We start from the raw sequence: 17,046 nt of genomic DNA on the forward strand, positions 1-17,046 counted from the left end.
ATTCGCCGTCAAGCTGTTTTACGCCCCTCCTTGGGTTTGTTAATATCCTTTATCTGATTTAAAGTTGCAGCTTCTTTCAATAAATATTGTTTTATTAAATCTAACAGTTCTTTCATCTAACTTTAATAATATCTTTCCAATTCGTGGTATAACACGGTTTTAAAAATTCCCGCTTCATTTTCCACTTTTGTTGCCCCCCTTCTCCGGCAAGCCGCAGCGTTCCTGCGCCATAATGGAGATTTAGCTGATCTAATACTTGCGAAACCCGATCATGCTTTAACCCTTTGTATTCACTAAATATATTTAATTGCACCTCAGTTTCCGGGATTAATCCTGTGGCAGTTACCTCAACCTTCTGGAACATATACCCCCTCAGATAAATCTTTTGCAACCCCAATAAGGCAACCTTAACTAAATCTAATGTGTTGTTTATGGGATGGTCCAATGGCATCGTAATAGATGGAAAAGCTTCTAATGCCGCTGGACCAAATTTATTGGTCAGCAACCTTACAGAAATTACACTGGCACAAAGCCCCTCCCTTCTCAATTTTACGCCCAACCTGGCCGCGTAGCTCGAAGTAGCTTCTTTTAACTCGGTGTAGTCAGTAGTTAATTTCCCAAATGCCCTGCTGGTACACATACCTTTTTTTGGATCAAGGGCGGTTTTTAAAGGGATACAACTTTCCCCCCACAGCTCACGCCACATCCTTAGCCCTACAATAGTCATATGTGCTTGTACCCAGGCCATGGGTAGCGCCCTGAACTGTGCAGCTGTTTCAATTCCCTCTTTAATGAGTTTATGGCTAAACTGCCGCCCTACCCCCCATAAATCTTCTACAGGGTAATCAACAAGCGCTTTACTGATCTGCTCTTCGGTTTCTAATACCATCACCCCATTGTGTTTTTTAGAGGTTTTGTTCGCAACCTTTGCCAGTACCTTCGTTGGGGCAATGCCAACACTAATGGGTATACCTGTATGTTGGATAACGGTATCACGCATTTCTTTCCCATAATTTTGAAGGCAATCATAACCTTTTAATCCTAAGAAACATTCATCTATACTATACACTTCTACATCAGGCGTAAACCGGGCCAGGTTTGTCATCACCCTGGCACTAATATCGCCGTATAAGGTATAATGGCTGCTAAACACTGCAATATTATGCTTAGCAATCTCATCTTTGATTTTAAAAAAGGGTGCCCCCATCTTAATACCACAGGTTTTTGCCTCATCGCTACGGGCAATTACGCAACCATCATTATTGCTCAGCACCACCACTGGTACCCCATTGTATTGTGGTTCAAATAAGCGATGGCAGCTGGCATAAAAATTATTACAATCGGCCAGTGCGAACATGGGTTGTTAAGGTATGTGGTAAACAAGTCCAGGTAACTGCCCCAAATACTGTAACTTTTCGCCTGGTTACATTTAAGCAAGCATCCATCGTATCATTCAAGCAAAGAAAAATGCTTTCGCCTTGAATCAGTAATCTTCTGGTGAGCCACTCATCCTCTACACAACATACAATCAGCATCCCGGAATTCACAGGTACAGTCTTATCAACCACTATGATGCTACCTTTCATAATACCATAATACCGCATTTGGTCGTCATCCGCTTCGAAATAAAAAGTATTAGTCGGATCTTTCACGATGCGTTGAGCAATATGCAACCTGCGTTGTTTGTAATCTTCAGCCGGCGAAATAAAACCCGATACGCGTCCTGGATTTTCAAGAGGCTCCAATTCGTGCCTCGGCAACTCTAATTCTCTTATCATAAAATTGTGCTTTGAACACAAAATTACTAAAAATATTAGTAATTTGTAAGTGAATTGTTAACACTCCGATAAGTGGTAGAACATTCTCATTTACGATGGAACAGTTGTGATGTTGACATTAAAGGCCTTGCCGAATTTATTCGACCAAATACACAAATAAAAATTACGGGTGCACATTTCTGCGCACCCGTTCCAATTGATTAATGAAATTTAGTTACCTACTGCTTTTCCCTTGTTTTAAATAGCCATTGTAAAACCCTACTAACAAGAAAGCTGACAGCAGCACCTAAGGCAGCCAACAAAATGGTTTGCAAAACGCTACTTTGGATTTGCCCGATCAAACTGAACGAAACGCCACCTAAAACACCCATTTTAGTCTCGGCACTATTCATAAGTTCCCGGTTTTTCGATAGCCTTTACAATACCAGCCATTAAGGCGATGTATTGTGCAATCCGTGAAACTTTCTCCGGTAATTTTAATGGTGGTGCCAGTAGGATACCTGCCGTACTGCCAGCAATGCCCACTACCCGTCTTACAATTCGCAACCAACCTTTCCCCGAAGATTGAGTTACATTCACATTTAATTTATTTTTCAATTCCACTATAAAAATTAACTCTACTAACCAAACTACCCTCCGTTTTTTTAGGACATACTAATCCTGTTTTAAGCTCCATGCTATTTGCACCCGGCATTCCGGCCTAGGAGATGATCGAAGAAGAAACCGCTAAAAGCTTCCGAGATAATTCTCCTGTTAAAGACAAAGCGGCAACGCGTTCTGCCCGATTCTTCATCGGGTACCTGTGTTGCCGTAAAAAAGCTTTTAGCAGGTTTATTCAAGATCAGATCCACGTGTCCCGATTCATCAGGATGCCTTGATGTTATTAATCGTTTATTATTGTTTTTTAAAGGTATTAATGAGCTCGCTGAAGGGCTCGGTTTGTTTCTTTTTATCAAGAAAAAGAAAAAAGCCATTCGGCGGCAAGCCGAGGCAAGCCCAAAGCAAAGGCAAGACCATGTAATAAAGCCAAATCCTTCCATAAGGGTATCACCGATAGCAATCACAACAGTTGTCGTTAATACACTTACCTCATCGCTACAACTGCGTTCCGGCCTAGGAGATGATCGAAGAAGAAACCGCTAAAAGCTTCCAAGATAATTCTCCTGTTAAAGTCAAAGCGGCAACGCGTTCTGCCCAATTTTTCATCGGGAACTTGTGTTGCCGTAAAAAAGCTTTCAGCAGGTTATTCAAGATCAGATCCTCGTGTCCCGATTCATCAGGATGCCTTGATGTTATTAATCGTTTATTATTGTTTTTTAAAGGTATTAATGAGCTCGCTGAAGGGCTCGGTTTGTTTCTTTTTATCAAGAAAAAGAAAAAAGCCATTCGGCAGCAAGCCGAGGCAAGCCCCAAGCATAGGCAAACCAATAAGATTAAAAGTTATGCAGGGAGACTCCCTGCACAACCAATCTTACTTTACCGAAGTAATCACCAGAAACACTTTTTCCCCGGCATCCAAAACAGGATAAACCAAAGCCTGAAGCCTTTCCAATGCGATACGGCTATAGTTACCCTCACCCTCTCCGGTACACTTACTCACAGGTGCAATGCAACCCTGCAGCTCTCGCAAAGCAAAGTTTGCTGGATGAATGAGGATAGCCTCGCGGTTGGGTACAATGCTCAGCGCCAACTGCAAACCATGCTTCGTATGTTGCCGTTTGATCAGCAAATAGCGTCCTTCCGGTATACAGCTGATATTGCGCTTATTGTTCCGCCAGGGCAATTCGATGCTTTCACAAACCAACTTCCCCTGATAACTGATTTTTCCATTAGTGCCACCCTTAAAATAAGTACGGCTTAACAGCAACTCCATTACACCCCTTGTATTTGCACTAATGATAAACCATTGTAAGCACCGTTACTTAAAGGATAGTCAAAACCGTTTACCCTTTGGTAAAAACTAATCCCTAACAGTAGAAACAGAGGGTTGGTACTCGCAGCGGGTATTTGGGCACTCAATGCTACCGCAGCCACATCAATTGCTTTCACATCAATCATGTCACTTTCACTGGTATTGAGTTGAAATACCTCCCCTTCAAAGTTTAGTGCAGCACCGGCAGCACTGATTCTAAAGTGAGTAGCACCCTGGGGCGCATTGATCAGATCCCTGGCACTAAAACCCGGAAAATCAATACTTAAAACACCTGTTGCCCGGTCAATAGCAGTTTCATAAACCACATTGATGGTGGTACTGATTGGTGCCTTAATGTTAAATTCGAAACCAGTAAGCAATTCCGTTTCTGCATCCAGCACCATGCGTAAACCACGTTCGTTTACCGAGTCAGCCTGGATAACCTTCAACATCTCTTTCATCAGTCGGTTCGTAACCGCCTTATCAGCAAGCTGATTGGTTAACACCTTAAACGCTAGCCTTAAAAATTTACCTGCCTTGGTTGCCCGACCAAACTCAGCCATGTTCTCCCTTGTACGCAGATACCTCGGATCATTAGCAATCCGGCTGGCATCAACACCACCTTTTTCTCTTGCTAAATAACCGTTCCTTGTTTTGTAAAACGTCAAATCCCCGATTCGTCCGTTTAATTTAATGATTCCTTCCTGACGTGCCATAATATATGTCTTACATCTGGACACAAAATTGCAGCATCCTCAATAATGCCAGGTCGCGAAAGAAAGCTTTCGCAGCTTTTGGTAATATTTAATATTAAATAAAAGCTTTTTATAGTTCTGCACATCAAATAGTATCATTTAGCAGTTTTTACTACTTTGAAAACCTATTTTAATTGCCTAATTTGGATTTATATTAAATCTCGTTCTTTTATTACTGCTTTAGGAAGGATAGTTTTTAATTTTTTAAGGCTATGGCACCTCCGGTACTGTTGCGGTCCAATTCAACCTCACATGAAAAGAGTATGTATTTATCCGAAAGATGTTAGTATTTTAACAGGTAAAAGCTTAGCCCAGGCACAGAAAGTGCTCAGAAACTTACGCTTTATATTAAACAAACGTAAAGACCAATTGATTACGTTCGAAGAATATGCAGAATATTCAGGTATAAACCTCGCACTGATCCAAAAAATCTGCCTGGCCATACCGCTGATGGCCTTAGTCGACTGTTAAAAAACAATAACCCGCCCATCATCCCCGGGTTTTGTTTTTAAGCTAAGTACAGATAACGTAGTGTTTTACGCTACTCCCTGTCGATACAAATGCTCTTAAAGTTTCGTTGTATGAATTATTATATTTACTAAGATAGCCGAATTAAGTGCTAATCAGATTAGCAATCAAAAATAATTATATTACATTATCATATTCAAATTGCCTAAGAATTAGTAATATTCTCAAGCTCCAACGTTGATAAATCAGTTATTTTTGGATTTTTAATTGATTCAAACTTGGATATTATATCGCTGTGTTTTGTTATTAGATCTCTTGCAATTTCTTTTTTAGAAATGCCATTCTTTTTTAGGTAATCCTCGTAATCTTTATAATAAATTTTACCGTGTTTATTCTTTAAATGAGTTACTGCGCCAGAATATTGAATTATTGTTTTGAAGCCATACGAAACAAACTGGTCAAGCGTGCATATGGCTCCCGATTTAGAGGAAATAAAAACTTTTGGTATAAAAATGATAGTATTCCCATTATATTCTGGAAGTGTGTAATTCCTTGTTATCCAAATTTTCCCAGCCAAATCGAAAATTTTAAATGTTTTTTTTGTGGTTGAAACTATACCGCATTTTTTACATTGATCATTCGTATACTCAATTAAAGCGTCAAGATTAATGCTAACACATATATCAGATATTCTATCATAGCTAATGTTATCTATACCCAATTTAAGAGTATTGAAAGACATTTGATTTTTCACATAAGCTTGTTTAAAAAATGCCAATGAGTTTAGAAAGATCGGCTTCATTTTTTTTCCAATTGACACCCCATAAGATTTTCCAGTGGAATATCCTAGCCGAGTATCATTACATTCCTTAATACCATCTAATAACTTTAGTCCCATTGTTGTGTTTTTCTTTACAGCAGTTGTAAATAATGCTAGTAAGAATCCACTTAAATTATCTGCTATTTTTTTGCCAACCTTTGTAGAAGAATGCTTAAGAATTCGATTATAATCAAAAAAGGCCAAATTATCTTCATCTAGATCCACGTTAAAAAAATCAATGTCTTGCTGAGTTAATCCTTTCTTGTCGAGCCCAAAAACAGAAATTATTGTGTTAGTTGCTTTGATTGTACTCATTTATCTCTTCTCCTTTCTAACACCCTTGAAAGGTGTTCCATCCTGTTTCACATCCATAAACTTACCTGTTTCAGTATTTCGTTTAACCCATTGTTCAGTGGTTGGATTAAAAGTTTGGGAGCGTTCTTTCACTGCTCCAGGTCGACGGTTATCGCCGGGTTTGCCATTTGTAGCCATGCTATAAAATTTAACAATAGGAATTAATGCCCAATAACTGAGCATATTTAATTATTTCCAGAAATTTTGCAAGGCTGGTATCCCCAAGGTTTTAGGAGAAAAAAGAATACGATTTTGTAGTGCGAGAAAGTATAATAGTTATACTTTTGTGCATTCTAAATAACGAGGCTATCTCAATATTCGTTTCTAATTCCCTTAGTACGAATGATAAATTTTATTAAGCTCAGGATATGTCGAAGTTTCCTGAGCTTTTTATTTTTATCAAACCAAATTAAAATCTTGTCAGACTTCAAACACAAATTTAAGTAAAACTGTATAATTAGTTTGACGCAAATTGTTAACAATCAGCGCCATTGCTATTAATAATCAATCACAAGACTGTCAGATATTTTATAAAAAAAAGCTAACTAACTATAAATCAATAGTTAGAAAATAAAAATTAATGTTAACAACTTCCAACAGCCCTTAATATTTGATTCTAATTTTGAATAAAAATAGTCTTTAATTATTTGCTATTTTACGGGAAACCGTAAGATAAACAGTGAGTTATGAACAGGTCGAGATGTAAATTTCAATAATCATTTAAGGTAAAGTTATTTTTTCAAATTAATATCCGCTCAAAAATCCCAATAACTTTTAAATCAATAGTTTCATCATCTCGTAAAACGAGAGGTTTAAAATACTCATCAGTCGATAGAGGGTGTAAGGTAATTTCCTCATGCACCCAACTATCATCAGTTTGGGTTTTCTTGCTTCTATATTCTTTAATGGTATACTGGCCACCTAATTCTTTATCATAGATATTTGTTGATTCGACCAAGCAAATCAATCCACTACGTGAGCCACCATTATATTTTTTAAATAACGCAATCGATCCGTTAGGAATAACTTTATTCATAGATTCTCCAACTATCTTGCAGGCAAATAGGTCCGGATTTGTCCTTAAGTTTTCAGGCAGTTCTAAAAAGCTAATATTTTCAACTTGCTGATAATCAGAAAATGAACCCGCAGCAATATTTAAATCATAAAAAGGAATGCATTGCCCGTTGATTTTGTTAGGATGTATGTTTAATAGCTTCACTTCAGCTTTAGTTTCTTTTAAATGCCAAAACTTTTTAAAATGGTTACGCAGTGCTGTGTCGCAAACGTAAATGAACGTTCCATTAATTCCCCTTAATAAAATGGTTTTATAAATATTAACGATATAACTTTTTAATACCTCGGGATCTTTAATAGAGTTCTTACCATTTTTATCCTGATAAAGTTGATCATGAATAATGAGTTTATCTGATATAGGATCGTAGCCAATCTCAGGCCCAATAATTACGCCAGTATAATTTAAATCGTAGCCTTGAATAGTATGGATACAACCAACTTCATTGCTTGCATTTGGTGTATTTACCCAATCAACAGTTACGGCATTCCATTGCAACTTTGTATCTTCGATAACAATATCAAATTTGCTTTTATCTTTATTTGAGATCCATTTCCAGGCAAAGCCTGCAATTAATCTGGATAAGCCGAATTGCTGATCTTTTAATTTGATATCATTCACCATATCATCTAAAGATTCATAGAGATATGACTCATAGTTTAAGCCAGGGGCATAAGGTTTTAACGCCTTATTCTGCTCAGTAAACAAACCTTGAATAAATTTTACGTAATCAGCCCCGCCCTTTACCCTAAATTGAGTTTTCAATATTTCGTAGCGGGTATCTGCTTTTTGTTTTAAATTCTTAAATGCACCGGCCGAAACATCAGAAGGTTTTATGCTTTGCTGTTCATCATAAAATAAGATGCTTTTGTTGGCTTGTTTTAGAACCCAGTCCAACTCAGAGCTCGTCATCTTGTCGACACCCAGAGCCTTACAATTCTGGTCAAAGGCACCAAAATATGCGCCCAGATTTACCCTTTGCCTTAAACGATGTGATTCATCAATAATTAATAAATCGTATTTCTTTTTAACCACATCGGCAGGCCCGATAACCATATTCGATTTTAACCCTTTAATCCCTTTAAAAACTTTTTCTATTGTTTTTCTAAACGACGACATAGGCACCACCAAAGCCATTTCTAAATGACCGTATTGTTGCTTAACTTTTTTAAATAATTCAAAAAGTTCCAGATCGTTCTCGTCGAAATCAGTTAGATTAAAATCTTCTGTATCGGTTTTTAAGAGCTTAAATAAAAATATAGCTAAAATGCTCTTACCTGTTCCTGCACCACCTTCAATTAAACTTACTTTTGCACCATCATCCAGCAAGCATTTAAGTATCGTTTTAAGGCCAGTAACCTGTTCATCCGACAAACTTTTATAAGGCGAATATTTAAAAAGGTCGCTGTTGTCTATATACTCTAAAGAATGCCTGGTAATACCCAGCGTTCGGAGTTCAGACCAAATATCTTTAAATATATCCCAGTATAGTTCCTTTTTTTGGTAAAAATGATGGTTAGCAATTCCCAAGTTACCATTTTGTAACTGATAGCGTCCATCTGCAGCTATGTATTTTATTAAATTAGATTCAATATCAAGCGTCGCAGATTTGTTAAAAAGATCGCTTGAAATTAGATGTGCTGATTGAAGATTTTTTTTGTGATCACTTTTTAAATGAGCTTTCATCCGACTAACAAGGTCGGTAGTCTCCCCTACGTAAGCTTCAAACTTATTGTTTTCACTTAAAAAGTAAACTAATGGCCAGGATAAAAAATTCTGATGTTTTAAACTTAGATCAGTTAAACTTTGTTCGGAAAATTCAGAGGTGCTAATTAGGTAACGCTTACTCATTTATAATTCATTATACTTTTTAGCCGTCCCTTTAGCTTTATCCACAGGATATTTCGCATCATTAAGTTTTATCTTGTTAAGAATAATCTGATTTACATCAAGATTGTACTTTTCAGCTAGCAGTAGAGCATAAGAAAAAACATCAGCTAATTCTTCCTTTATCTTTTCTACATCTGCTTCTTCGGCATTTTTCCACAAAAATAACTCCAGCAACTCTGCCGCTTCAATGTTTAATGCAAGTGCTAAATCCTTAGGATTGTGAAACTGGGCCCAGTCTCGGTCATCTCTAAATTTTATCAATGCTGCTGTGATCTCTTTTGTCATAAGGATAATTGATGCTAATTTAGGGATATGTTCTCAAAATACTTGGTTTGATTGAAAAGATTTACGACTGATGGATATGTTTTTAATAACAATTGATTGTCTCACGGGAGCACTAACAAAGTATCTTTTAAAGTTCAATTTCTTTTGTCATCTCTATCAACATCTCAATTTTCTCAATAAAAATCTTGCGCATACGTCCATCTGAAATTGCTTCGTAAGCTTCTGCTTTACTCCAATCCCCATAAGACCCATCCATGAAATTATACCAAGGCCACCAGCCGTTATTTCGTTTTTCATTATTAGGCAAGCTTATTAATTTTTCTTTTAATTCATCTGTAATCTCGATTGGCCGGCTCCAATTGTCTCTCCCATTCACGGTAAGTCCAAAAATCATATTATGATTTCTTGCCCAAAACTGAAAGCCAATACGAATATATTTCCATTCTTCTTTTCCTAAATAGATACCAGTATAATTTTTCCCAAAGTCAATATTATAATCGCACACTATTCCCTTTTCTTTCAAAACGGCAATCATCTCTTCCCCGAAATCACTTACCATCTCTTTGATAGCGTGGTTTAAATTGCCAGCTATGGCAAAAGCCGCCTTAAAATTAGTTTTTGTTAGTGCAGTTAATTCCTGTTCCATAGTGTGGTTGGTTGTTTGATTGGTTAAGTATTTAATAAGGTTGATGTAATGACTAATTGCTTCACGAACTACTGGAATAATAGCCACTTCTTTTCTACAAGCTTCTAGCCAACTTATTATGTTTTCTCTGTAAGAAATGCATTTAAAATCCTCATCTTCCTTAAGGCCCTTTCGGCTTTTCTCAGAAGGCATTCCACCATCTAAGGTTAGATAAAATAAGTCTGAATGCGCTGCATGCTTATGATAGCGGGCTAACTGCCCATCTTGGTCACCAGCATAAATTTTATTTTCTATAGTGAGGTAGTTATTGTATTTATCTTTGATGTAAATATCAATCCTTCCTCCGCCGGGGTCCTCATAATTAACCGTACCGATATATTTCTCTACAAAAACCTCGGCACTTTGCGTGTCTATTTGCCTACCTTTATAGCAAAACATTTCTATAAATAGCCTCAGGAAGGCGTCTTTTTGTCCATGACTACCTTTAGGATTTAGTAATTCTGCTAAAAATGCAGAGTGCATTCTCACTTCAGATGATTCAAGTTTAAGGATTCTAAAAACGTTAAAATTATCACCGGTTAATTCATTTATCTTTTCGTAACGGGCAAAAAGATTATTCACTTGGCTAAGCAAGTGTCGAATGGGAGCGTTGTTCATAAATGGAAAGCATTATTTAAATTAGGAGCGAATTTAAAAATAAAGAGGTATTCTTCATGGGCATTTGATGTTATCAAATGGCGTCTACTCATATGCCAATATATACAGGCAGCAAAAAAACGTATCTATAAAATATACTTCAACTTAAATTTGGTATAGATAATCAAATCGCAGTTGCAAAAATTTCAAATATTAGTAGAATGGATTAACAAAAATAGATTTCATAAGCCTAATAATAAAGACTGATGAATTAACCTAAACGCACATTTAGTATTTTTTCCATTCAAAACTTTTAAATCCGCTTTCAATCGCCCATTTTTCCCACACCGCTTCCAGAATTTCATTGTCTCTTTGCCCTTTCGGGTATTTGTAATTTTGTAATTTCTCATTTTTATCTCGCTCGTGTGTTTCGTACACATGGAGATTGATCAGTTTATTTTTTGCACTTTTGTTAAGCGGCAGGCATATAGATTGGTTAGCTTTCAAAACTTTTTGTATATCTAAATGAGTAACAATACAAGCCTGTCTTACCTTATCAATTTCTGGCGAGCCAAAGAAAAACTGACTATTGGTTTGTTTATCCAAATACTCTAAATAGCCATCTGTGAAGATGTAGATATCATTTTCGTAACTTATAAAGGTGGTATCTGGTCCAATAGTTAATTGGTTATTTTGTTTAATTGCTAAATCATTGTCAATCTTATCTATCAAAATGCTTATCAAATCTAAACCCTGATTTCTTGTATTTGCATAAAAAGACTTGGTCATATTTTCAAACAATGTAATTTGTTTGTCTAGGCCATCATCTTTATATGCTCCGGTAGAGTTAACAAATTGTTGCTTCGCACCGGTAGTTTTGATTTTGTCGAGATCAATAGAAGCAACTAATTCACCGGAGAATCCTGAAAAGGAAATTGAAGATCGATCTCCAATTTTTTCGCCAGGTTTAACGCATTCGTTCTTAAAAAATTGAACTATTTTATGAATTTCGTCGATATCTTTTGACGGCTTATTATCAAGCCGGCTTGACATATCGGACAGTATAACAATATTTTGATATTTTAAATATTTATTTTGAGATTCTGGTTCTATTCGACAAGATGTCAAACACAGCATTAGGCAAGAAATTATGAAGGTATTTTTCATTTCCGACGCTTAATTAGTTTTGATTATTTGTTCTATTTCCCTAACTCTTCGAGCGACTTCACCAGTGGCATAAAATTTTGGTAAATGCTCGACGAATCCAGAATTATAGGCCATTATAACGCTTTCTAAGATGACATCAGTAAATATCTTACCACTTATAATTTTATTATTGAAATCATCATATATTGACTTTACCTGTTTCTGTAACTCATCATAAGTGTTTTCAATCTGATTTTGGATGGTGTTGATCTGAATTTCCAGATTAAGAATAATGTTAGCGTTGCTTCCTATCAAATCGTCTATTGCCTTAATCCTGCTAATTAAGACCTCTTTCTCCGAATTAAAGTCGAGCATTTCTTCATCCAACATTTGTACCCTTTTGCTTTTTTCAGCATCAACAAGTTCTCTTTTCGATAACTTATATGCGGTAGTAATATTTTCAATAAGGTAATGTGTGATAATCAAGGGAACCATACCAAACATAAAAATCATCCAAAATTCACCATGTTTCACAACTTCCCAAATTTGCATCTGAGGTTCTTTACCAATTAATAATGAATGTATTTTATCAGTATTGATTGCAATCATGCCTGCCACGGTAATATCAAATACTGCTAATCCGATCCAAAACAAAACACTATTAACTAACCTATTTTTACTTCCAAGTAATTTTATATTCGACAAGAGAATCGGAAAAAGGAAGAAAATAGTAGCAATAAATCCAAACAAAACGCCTTGCTGCCTGAATATCTTCACAATAGCATTTGCATCAACAAGCTTAGGCAAACCAAGATCTATGCCTGCTTGCAGTGCATTACTATATTCGTTGCTTTCAAATAACATTTTATAAAAAGCCGATGCAAAGAAAAATGATAAATAGAAGCTAAAAATGGCTAATAATATGGATATACATATCGTCCCTACAGACCAAAACTCTTTTACCACAAAAGATTGTTCAATTGCCTTCCTTTCCAGTTTATTTTTTTCTATTTCTTTATTTATTTGCAATAAACCTTTCTCACCCGTATTTATATTTCCCGTCTCCAGGATTGATTTATCTTGTTTTAATTCAGCTATTTTAGCTTTAAGTTGCCTGTCCTCTAGATCATTATCTCTTTTTGCTTCGATAATCCTCCCTTGTTTTTCAACATCCAAATCAGTTTTTATGCCAGTAAATGCGTTTGAAATATTGCTGGACAATATATTTTTTTTGCTACTCAAGCTATCATCAGTGGCAAATGCTCTGATTTCTTCTTTTATATTCCCGTATTCTACCTTAAAAATTTCGATACTTCCCTCGCTATTTTTAGAAGTTTCATACCCGTCATTTCTATATTCTTCAGTATTAATTTGAGCTGAGGAATACACAAGATCATGTAGTTGTTGTGAAAACGCATCAATTACATTCATCGGTTTTACCTCTTGCGTATTGTTAGGTACTTGCATTGTTGTATTTACATCTATATTATGGTCGATATTAAATCTTATCCGTTCAAATTCAGAAAAAAATTGCCTATATGTAGTTGGATCATCAGAAACCTGAATATTTTCTACGTTATTATTACTGGCGTTATAAGAATAGTTGTATGAACCGTTTATAGAAATTCGGTGATCTATCAAACAGAACTTATGATGCATCATCCCTCTGTCGTCACCTGTTTCGAAAGCATGTACACTTATGTTTGCTCCTTTAAGCATAAGCTTTACGGTCTCATTCGAAGAATTTGAGGAGAGCACAATATCTACAGTAACCCCTTTGTTTTTAGCTTCAATAATGGCCGTTGCGATATCTCTATCGGTGAACCAGGCCATCGCCAGGTATATGCTTTGTTTGGAAGTATTGATTTCGGCAAGTATTCTTTGTTTAATCTCTATGCCGTTTGTTAGGATTTCATTCATTTTCTTTGATACTAGCCATTAACGTAGATCGAGATATTTGGATACCAAACTCTTGAGTGCGCATGTGTTTTCTTCATTAATAGTTAGCCACTGTCTGATGTAACTTTTCTCTAAACCCATAAATCTCATCCAGGCTATTCAAATGTATCTTCTCTCCAGCATCCTTGCCGTTATGAAAAATCTCTAAATATTTGTTGATTGTATTGAAATGAAACCTGCATATAGGTTTTCGGTTATTGTCATCCAATAAAACCCCAAAATAAGATTGTGTATCTCTCGCCGCAATTCGTTCTTTGGAAATTTTTTCCCTTAGAATAGCCTTAACAATGTGATAAGCATCTAATTCTTCCTCAGTAGTGATCACCTTATCTTCGGCCATGATAGGTTCTGTAGTGGTCTTGATCTCCTTTTCATTGCTATTAGCCTCTTCAGTACCCAAAGCGGTTTTCAACCGATCTGTAATCGCATCATTTAGTACCTGGTTTGATGAGCGTTGCACCAGTTCAGAAAATTGCTTTAAGATTTTTTCCGTTAGCTTCCCTGGATAGACCTGGCTGGCAAAATGCTTCACAAAAATTAGAGACGGATCCCTTAGCTCAGATGTGATGAGTGATTTAAGCTCATTTGTATATTTTAAATCTGATGCCGTATTAGAAATGTTCTCTATATCGAAATAAGACTTATGGAACTTCTTTAGCTCTTCAATTTGTGCATCCTTAATTTCAGCAATATTGAATTCAAAAAATGGTTTGTCATCCATTTTGTTGACGTCATTTAAATCGGTGTAAAATCTGTATACCAAACCGTTGGTTAGCAAGCCGAATTTCGCTTTGCAGACATGGAAATAACGAAACAACTGTGAATTATGCGGATCTAATTTTTCAAGGTGATGTTTACATTCGATAATGATAATGGGCTCACCATCTTTCATGATAGCATAATCTACTTTCTCTCCTTTCTTTATGCCGATGTCTGCAATAAATTCTGGATTGACCTCAAATGGATCAAACACATCAAAGCCCAGGAGCTTAATAAATGGCATGATTAAGGCATTTTTGGTGGCCTCTTCGGTTTGTATTTGTGGTATCATTTTGGTGGTTCTGATACCAAGCTGTTTTACTTCGTCCTTGAAATCCATTTCGCTATAGAGAATATTAACTGAGATGATTTCAAAAGTAACGCTCTAAAAAATCTAAATATTACGGGAAACCGTAAAGCAGAAATTTTAATAAGCATAAATGTTTTTTTACCAGTAGTTCGGAAATTCCGAACTACTGGTAAAAAAACCAGCATTAAACCCCAAACCATATTATTCTACTCATCCCCCAACGCCCAGCTCAAACCCTGTTCCTCTTCTTCTGATGACTCCACGCTTTCTTTTACTGGCTCAACAAACGCCACTTCCACTCCATCCTGAAGATGAAAACAATGGCTGATCTGGCAACCATAATAACGGCGGTCATCTTTTTTGACTTGCCCATGCAGGTAATGAAGGCCAATGGCCACCAGCAGGATCCGCTTGCCTTCCGGCTCAAAAGGTATTAGCAGTTTAGCCCCAGGGAACTCGCTCTGCTCAAGCGAAAAACGAAGATCATTAACTTTAATCAGCTCATATTTTTCAGTGTTCACTTCAAAGCTAAAAATGCTCAGTTGTAACACAAAGTCATCGGATTTAGGAACGAACTTAACCAGATTTTTGGTTTCGATTTTAGGGATAAGCAGTTGGATCGAACCATTATCGGTAAGTATAACCGCTGGTTTTCGAATTAAAAGCTGTTCAAGTTTTGTGGCTGCATTAAATTCAAATCCCTGGAGCAGTTTGAGATTACCGTCTTCCAGTTTCTTTTGCCCCTTCTCTGCTGGAGGAACGGTTTTAAAAATCTCAATCAGTTTTTTGTTGAGTCGGTTATGCAAGTCGCCATAACCATAATCTTTAACCATTGCTGCGAAGGCTTTTCGGATGTAGGCAGAGTTTCTGCTGGCATTGCCAAAGTCGGTAGCGCTTTTTCGGCTGTTTTCCGAGAGCTGATGAACGGTGGGGGCATGCCGCACCACATCTTTTTTTCCTCTTCTATAAAAAACAAGATCTCCAAGTTGCCCCGAAAATCGAACAATCCCATTTAATGTGGCCATAATTATTTATATTAGCGTAATCAAGGGATTGATCAATCCAAGATAGCAAATTTCTGCTTTTTAATCATTTAAATCTCGTTTCAAGTCCACCTTTGGCCCGCCATTAGTCCACCTCATATCCACGTTTTGCCCATACCTACTTGCACCTTGCTCCCAGCATGCTTCAGGTCTGCTTCGGAAATGCTATAGTTCAGGCGGAAGAATTCGCATCCTAGTACGGTGCTCGCATGTTGCTGGAGTGGTGCTATTAGGTGAGGATAAGGGCTATAATGGGTATGAATTTCCTGAACAGGAGGCGAACGCGGTGGATTTCGTTCCCGAAGGGAAGATGATGCTATTGTGGCGGTGGCTAGAGGAGCAGCGGTACAAGAGCCAGGAGATAACATATTTAACCACCCCCCACCCCCTCCTTGAAAATAAGGAGGGGAGTTTCCCTCAAAGTTTATTAAAAAATTTTCAAAGATCTTTCCACTACGGTCGAGATGACGATGCCTTAAAATAAGGCGCTCGCTATAGCCTCCCTGCTATCCGGCATAGCCAATTTTGAAGGTGAAAAAACCTCTATCGGCCTATCGACACCTTTCTCCTTAAAGAGAACGGCTCGTAAAAGAATGTTGCTACATCGCTATAGCCACCCTGGTATCCGGCATCGGAAATGATGGAAGGGGAAAACGTTAAAGCTTTAGCAGCAACGTTCAAAAACCACAAACCAAGGCAACGCGTATTCTGCGATTCTTCATCGCAGCTTGTGATGCCGCAATAAAAGCTTTGACGAATTTACCCGACATCAGATCCAGGCCTTGATCTTTTGTTTCTTTTGTATCAAGACAAAAGAAAAAGGCCGCCGCCGATGAGGCGAAAGAGATCCTTCGACTACGCTCAGGATGACATACAGACGAAAATAAAATCTAGTTTCAAAGATCTCTCCACTACGGTCGAGATGACGATGCCCTAAAATAGGCGCTCGCTATATAGCCACCCTGCTATCTGGCATAGCCAATTTTGGAAGCAGAAAGCAGTGGAAAATGAGCACAAACGTTCAAAAACCAGTAGTCAAGGAAATTTGCAGCCGAAGAGGAAAGCGCCCGGCCTGGCCTCAAATTACCGCTAATAGTTTTCCGCTAGCTTTATGCAAACAAAAGAGGCAAGCCTTGGGCTTTTGGTCCCTTTTGGGCCAAGCCAAAAGGACTAGGCAGCCGCCGATGAAGCGAAAGAGATCCTTCGCCTACGC

16 protein-coding genes are annotated in these 17,046 nt (G+C 37.3%); 1 reads left to right on the forward strand and 15 read right to left on the reverse strand.

All coding sequences use genetic code 11. The annotated features are described in order from the left end of the window. Nucleotides 1-112 precede the first annotated feature (112 nt). The 6 genes from ACZZZC_RS18750 to ACZZZC_RS18775 all read right to left on the reverse strand — a co-directional run bounded on the left by ACZZZC_RS18750 (nt 113) and on the right by ACZZZC_RS18775 (nt 4,406). The gene (locus ACZZZC_RS18750) at nt 113-1,357 is read right to left on the reverse strand and encodes a Y-family DNA polymerase (RefSeq protein ID WP_463487882.1); all 1,245 of its coding nucleotides are present in this window, start codon (nt 1,355-1,357) and stop codon (nt 113-115) included. Continuing rightward, nucleotides 1,335-1,778 carry a LexA family protein gene (locus ACZZZC_RS18755; RefSeq protein ID WP_056849455.1) on the reverse strand — a complete coding sequence of 148 codons (444 nt, stop codon included), beginning with the start codon at nt 1,776-1,778 and terminating at the stop codon, nt 1,335-1,337. The genes ACZZZC_RS18750 and ACZZZC_RS18755 overlap by 23 nt, the downstream gene beginning before the upstream one ends. Before the next feature lie 218 nt (nt 1,779-1,996). Then, entirely contained in the window at nt 1,997-2,170 is a 174-nt protein-coding gene (locus ACZZZC_RS18760; RefSeq protein WP_463487883.1) for a hypothetical protein, read from the reverse strand. Then, nucleotides 2,163-2,375, reverse strand: coding sequence for a hypothetical protein (locus tag ACZZZC_RS18765; RefSeq protein ID WP_463487884.1), 213 nt, complete (start codon nt 2,373-2,375; stop codon nt 2,163-2,165). Before ACZZZC_RS18765 ends, ACZZZC_RS18760 begins: the two co-directional genes overlap by 8 nt. An 874-nt stretch (nt 2,376-3,249) precedes the next feature. Continuing rightward, nucleotides 3,250-3,651 (reverse strand): DUF5675 family protein, encoded by a 402-nt coding sequence (locus tag ACZZZC_RS18770; protein ID WP_463487885.1) that lies wholly within the window; start codon nt 3,649-3,651, stop codon nt 3,250-3,252. Next, on the reverse strand, nt 3,651-4,406 hold the full coding sequence (locus tag ACZZZC_RS18775; RefSeq protein ID WP_463487886.1) for a hypothetical protein: 756 nt from the start codon (nt 4,404-4,406) through the stop codon (nt 3,651-3,653). The genes ACZZZC_RS18770 and ACZZZC_RS18775 overlap by 1 nt, the downstream gene beginning before the upstream one ends. 291 nt (nt 4,407-4,697) lie before the next feature. Here ACZZZC_RS18775 and ACZZZC_RS18780 point away from each other — a divergent pair, with 291 nt between their 5' ends. Next, a complete protein-coding gene (locus tag ACZZZC_RS18780; protein ID WP_463487887.1) occupies nt 4,698-4,916 on the forward strand; it encodes a hypothetical protein in 219 nt (72 codons plus the stop codon). A 202-nt stretch (nt 4,917-5,118) separates the two neighbouring features. Here ACZZZC_RS18780 and ACZZZC_RS18785 read toward each other — a convergent pair whose 3' ends face one another. The 9 genes from ACZZZC_RS18785 to ACZZZC_RS18825 all read right to left on the reverse strand — a co-directional run bounded on the left by ACZZZC_RS18785 (nt 5,119) and on the right by ACZZZC_RS18825 (nt 15,815). Then, on the reverse strand, nt 5,119-6,048 hold the full coding sequence (locus ACZZZC_RS18785; protein WP_463487888.1) for a hypothetical protein: 930 nt from the start codon (nt 6,046-6,048) through the stop codon (nt 5,119-5,121). Beyond that, nucleotides 6,049-6,270: a hypothetical protein gene (locus ACZZZC_RS18790; protein ID WP_463487889.1), complete on the reverse strand. Its 222-nt coding sequence runs from the start codon at nt 6,268-6,270 to the stop codon at nt 6,049-6,051. It abuts the gene before it with no gap. 556 nt (nt 6,271-6,826) lie between these two features. Further along, nucleotides 6,827-9,010, reverse strand: a complete 2,184-nt coding sequence (locus tag ACZZZC_RS18795) for a DNA/RNA helicase domain-containing protein (protein WP_463487890.1) — start codon at nt 9,008-9,010, stop codon at nt 6,827-6,829. Continuing rightward, the gene (locus tag ACZZZC_RS18800) at nt 9,011-9,334 is read right to left on the reverse strand and encodes a nucleotide pyrophosphohydrolase (protein ID WP_463487891.1); all 324 of its coding nucleotides are present in this window, start codon (nt 9,332-9,334) and stop codon (nt 9,011-9,013) included. A 127-nt stretch (nt 9,335-9,461) separates the two neighbouring features. Next, nucleotides 9,462-10,637 (reverse strand): PDDEXK-like family protein, encoded by a 1,176-nt coding sequence (locus tag ACZZZC_RS18805; RefSeq protein ID WP_463487892.1) that lies wholly within the window; start codon nt 10,635-10,637, stop codon nt 9,462-9,464. Nucleotides 10,638-10,904: 267 nt separating this feature from the next. Then, on the reverse strand, nt 10,905-11,669 hold the full coding sequence (locus tag ACZZZC_RS18810; protein ID WP_463487893.1) for a hypothetical protein: 765 nt from the start codon (nt 11,667-11,669) through the stop codon (nt 10,905-10,907). Nucleotides 11,670-11,792: 123 nt separating this feature from the next. Beyond that, a complete protein-coding gene (locus ACZZZC_RS18815; protein ID WP_463487894.1) occupies nt 11,793-13,682 on the reverse strand; it encodes a phospholipase D-like domain-containing protein in 1,890 nt (629 codons plus the stop codon). A gap of 76 nt (nt 13,683-13,758) precedes the next feature. Continuing rightward, the gene (locus tag ACZZZC_RS18820) at nt 13,759-14,820 is read right to left on the reverse strand and encodes a type I restriction endonuclease (protein ID WP_463487895.1); all 1,062 of its coding nucleotides are present in this window, start codon (nt 14,818-14,820) and stop codon (nt 13,759-13,761) included. Nucleotides 14,821-14,996: 176 nt separating this feature from the next. Beyond that, nucleotides 14,997-15,815 carry a hypothetical protein gene (locus ACZZZC_RS18825; RefSeq protein WP_463487896.1) on the reverse strand — a complete coding sequence of 273 codons (819 nt, stop codon included), beginning with the start codon at nt 15,813-15,815 and terminating at the stop codon, nt 14,997-14,999. Nucleotides 15,816-17,046: the final 1,231 nt, after the last annotated feature.

This window comes from Pedobacter sp. AC212 (assembly GCF_979258625.1).

What these genes read in the sequence shown, in the direction of transcription:
- ACZZZC_RS18750 (WP_463487882.1), bottom strand. Translation starts at nt 1,357, where the DNA reads ATGTTCGCACTGGCCGATTGTAATAATTTTTATGCCAGCTGCCATCGC.
- ACZZZC_RS18755 (WP_056849455.1), bottom strand. Translation starts at nt 1,778, where the DNA reads ATGATAAGAGAATTAGAGTTGCCGAGGCACGAATTGGAGCCTCTTGAA.
- ACZZZC_RS18760 (WP_463487883.1), bottom strand. Translation starts at nt 2,170, where the DNA reads ATGAATAGTGCCGAGACTAAAATGGGTGTTTTAGGTGGCGTTTCGTTC.
- ACZZZC_RS18770 (WP_463487885.1), bottom strand. Translation starts at nt 3,651, where the DNA reads ATGGAGTTGCTGTTAAGCCGTACTTATTTTAAGGGTGGCACTAATGGA.
- ACZZZC_RS18775 (WP_463487886.1), bottom strand. Translation starts at nt 4,406, where the DNA reads ATGGCACGTCAGGAAGGAATCATTAAATTAAACGGACGAATCGGGGAT.
- ACZZZC_RS18780 (WP_463487887.1), top strand. Translation starts at nt 4,698, where the DNA reads ATGAAAAGAGTATGTATTTATCCGAAAGATGTTAGTATTTTAACAGGT.
- ACZZZC_RS18785 (WP_463487888.1), bottom strand. Translation starts at nt 6,048, where the DNA reads ATGAGTACAATCAAAGCAACTAACACAATAATTTCTGTTTTTGGGCTC.
- ACZZZC_RS18790 (WP_463487889.1), bottom strand. Translation starts at nt 6,270, where the DNA reads ATGCTCAGTTATTGGGCATTAATTCCTATTGTTAAATTTTATAGCATG.
- ACZZZC_RS18795 (WP_463487890.1), bottom strand. Translation starts at nt 9,010, where the DNA reads ATGAGTAAGCGTTACCTAATTAGCACCTCTGAATTTTCCGAACAAAGT.
- ACZZZC_RS18800 (WP_463487891.1), bottom strand. Translation starts at nt 9,334, where the DNA reads ATGACAAAAGAGATCACAGCAGCATTGATAAAATTTAGAGATGACCGA.
- ACZZZC_RS18805 (WP_463487892.1), bottom strand. Translation starts at nt 10,637, where the DNA reads ATGAACAACGCTCCCATTCGACACTTGCTTAGCCAAGTGAATAATCTT.
- ACZZZC_RS18810 (WP_463487893.1), bottom strand. Translation starts at nt 11,669, where the DNA reads ATGTCAAGCCGGCTTGATAATAAGCCGTCAAAAGATATCGACGAAATT.
- ACZZZC_RS18815 (WP_463487894.1), bottom strand. Translation starts at nt 13,682, where the DNA reads ATGAATGAAATCCTAACAAACGGCATAGAGATTAAACAAAGAATACTT.
- ACZZZC_RS18820 (WP_463487895.1), bottom strand. Translation starts at nt 14,820, where the DNA reads ATGGATTTCAAGGACGAAGTAAAACAGCTTGGTATCAGAACCACCAAA.
- ACZZZC_RS18825 (WP_463487896.1), bottom strand. Translation starts at nt 15,815, where the DNA reads ATGGCCACATTAAATGGGATTGTTCGATTTTCGGGGCAACTTGGAGAT.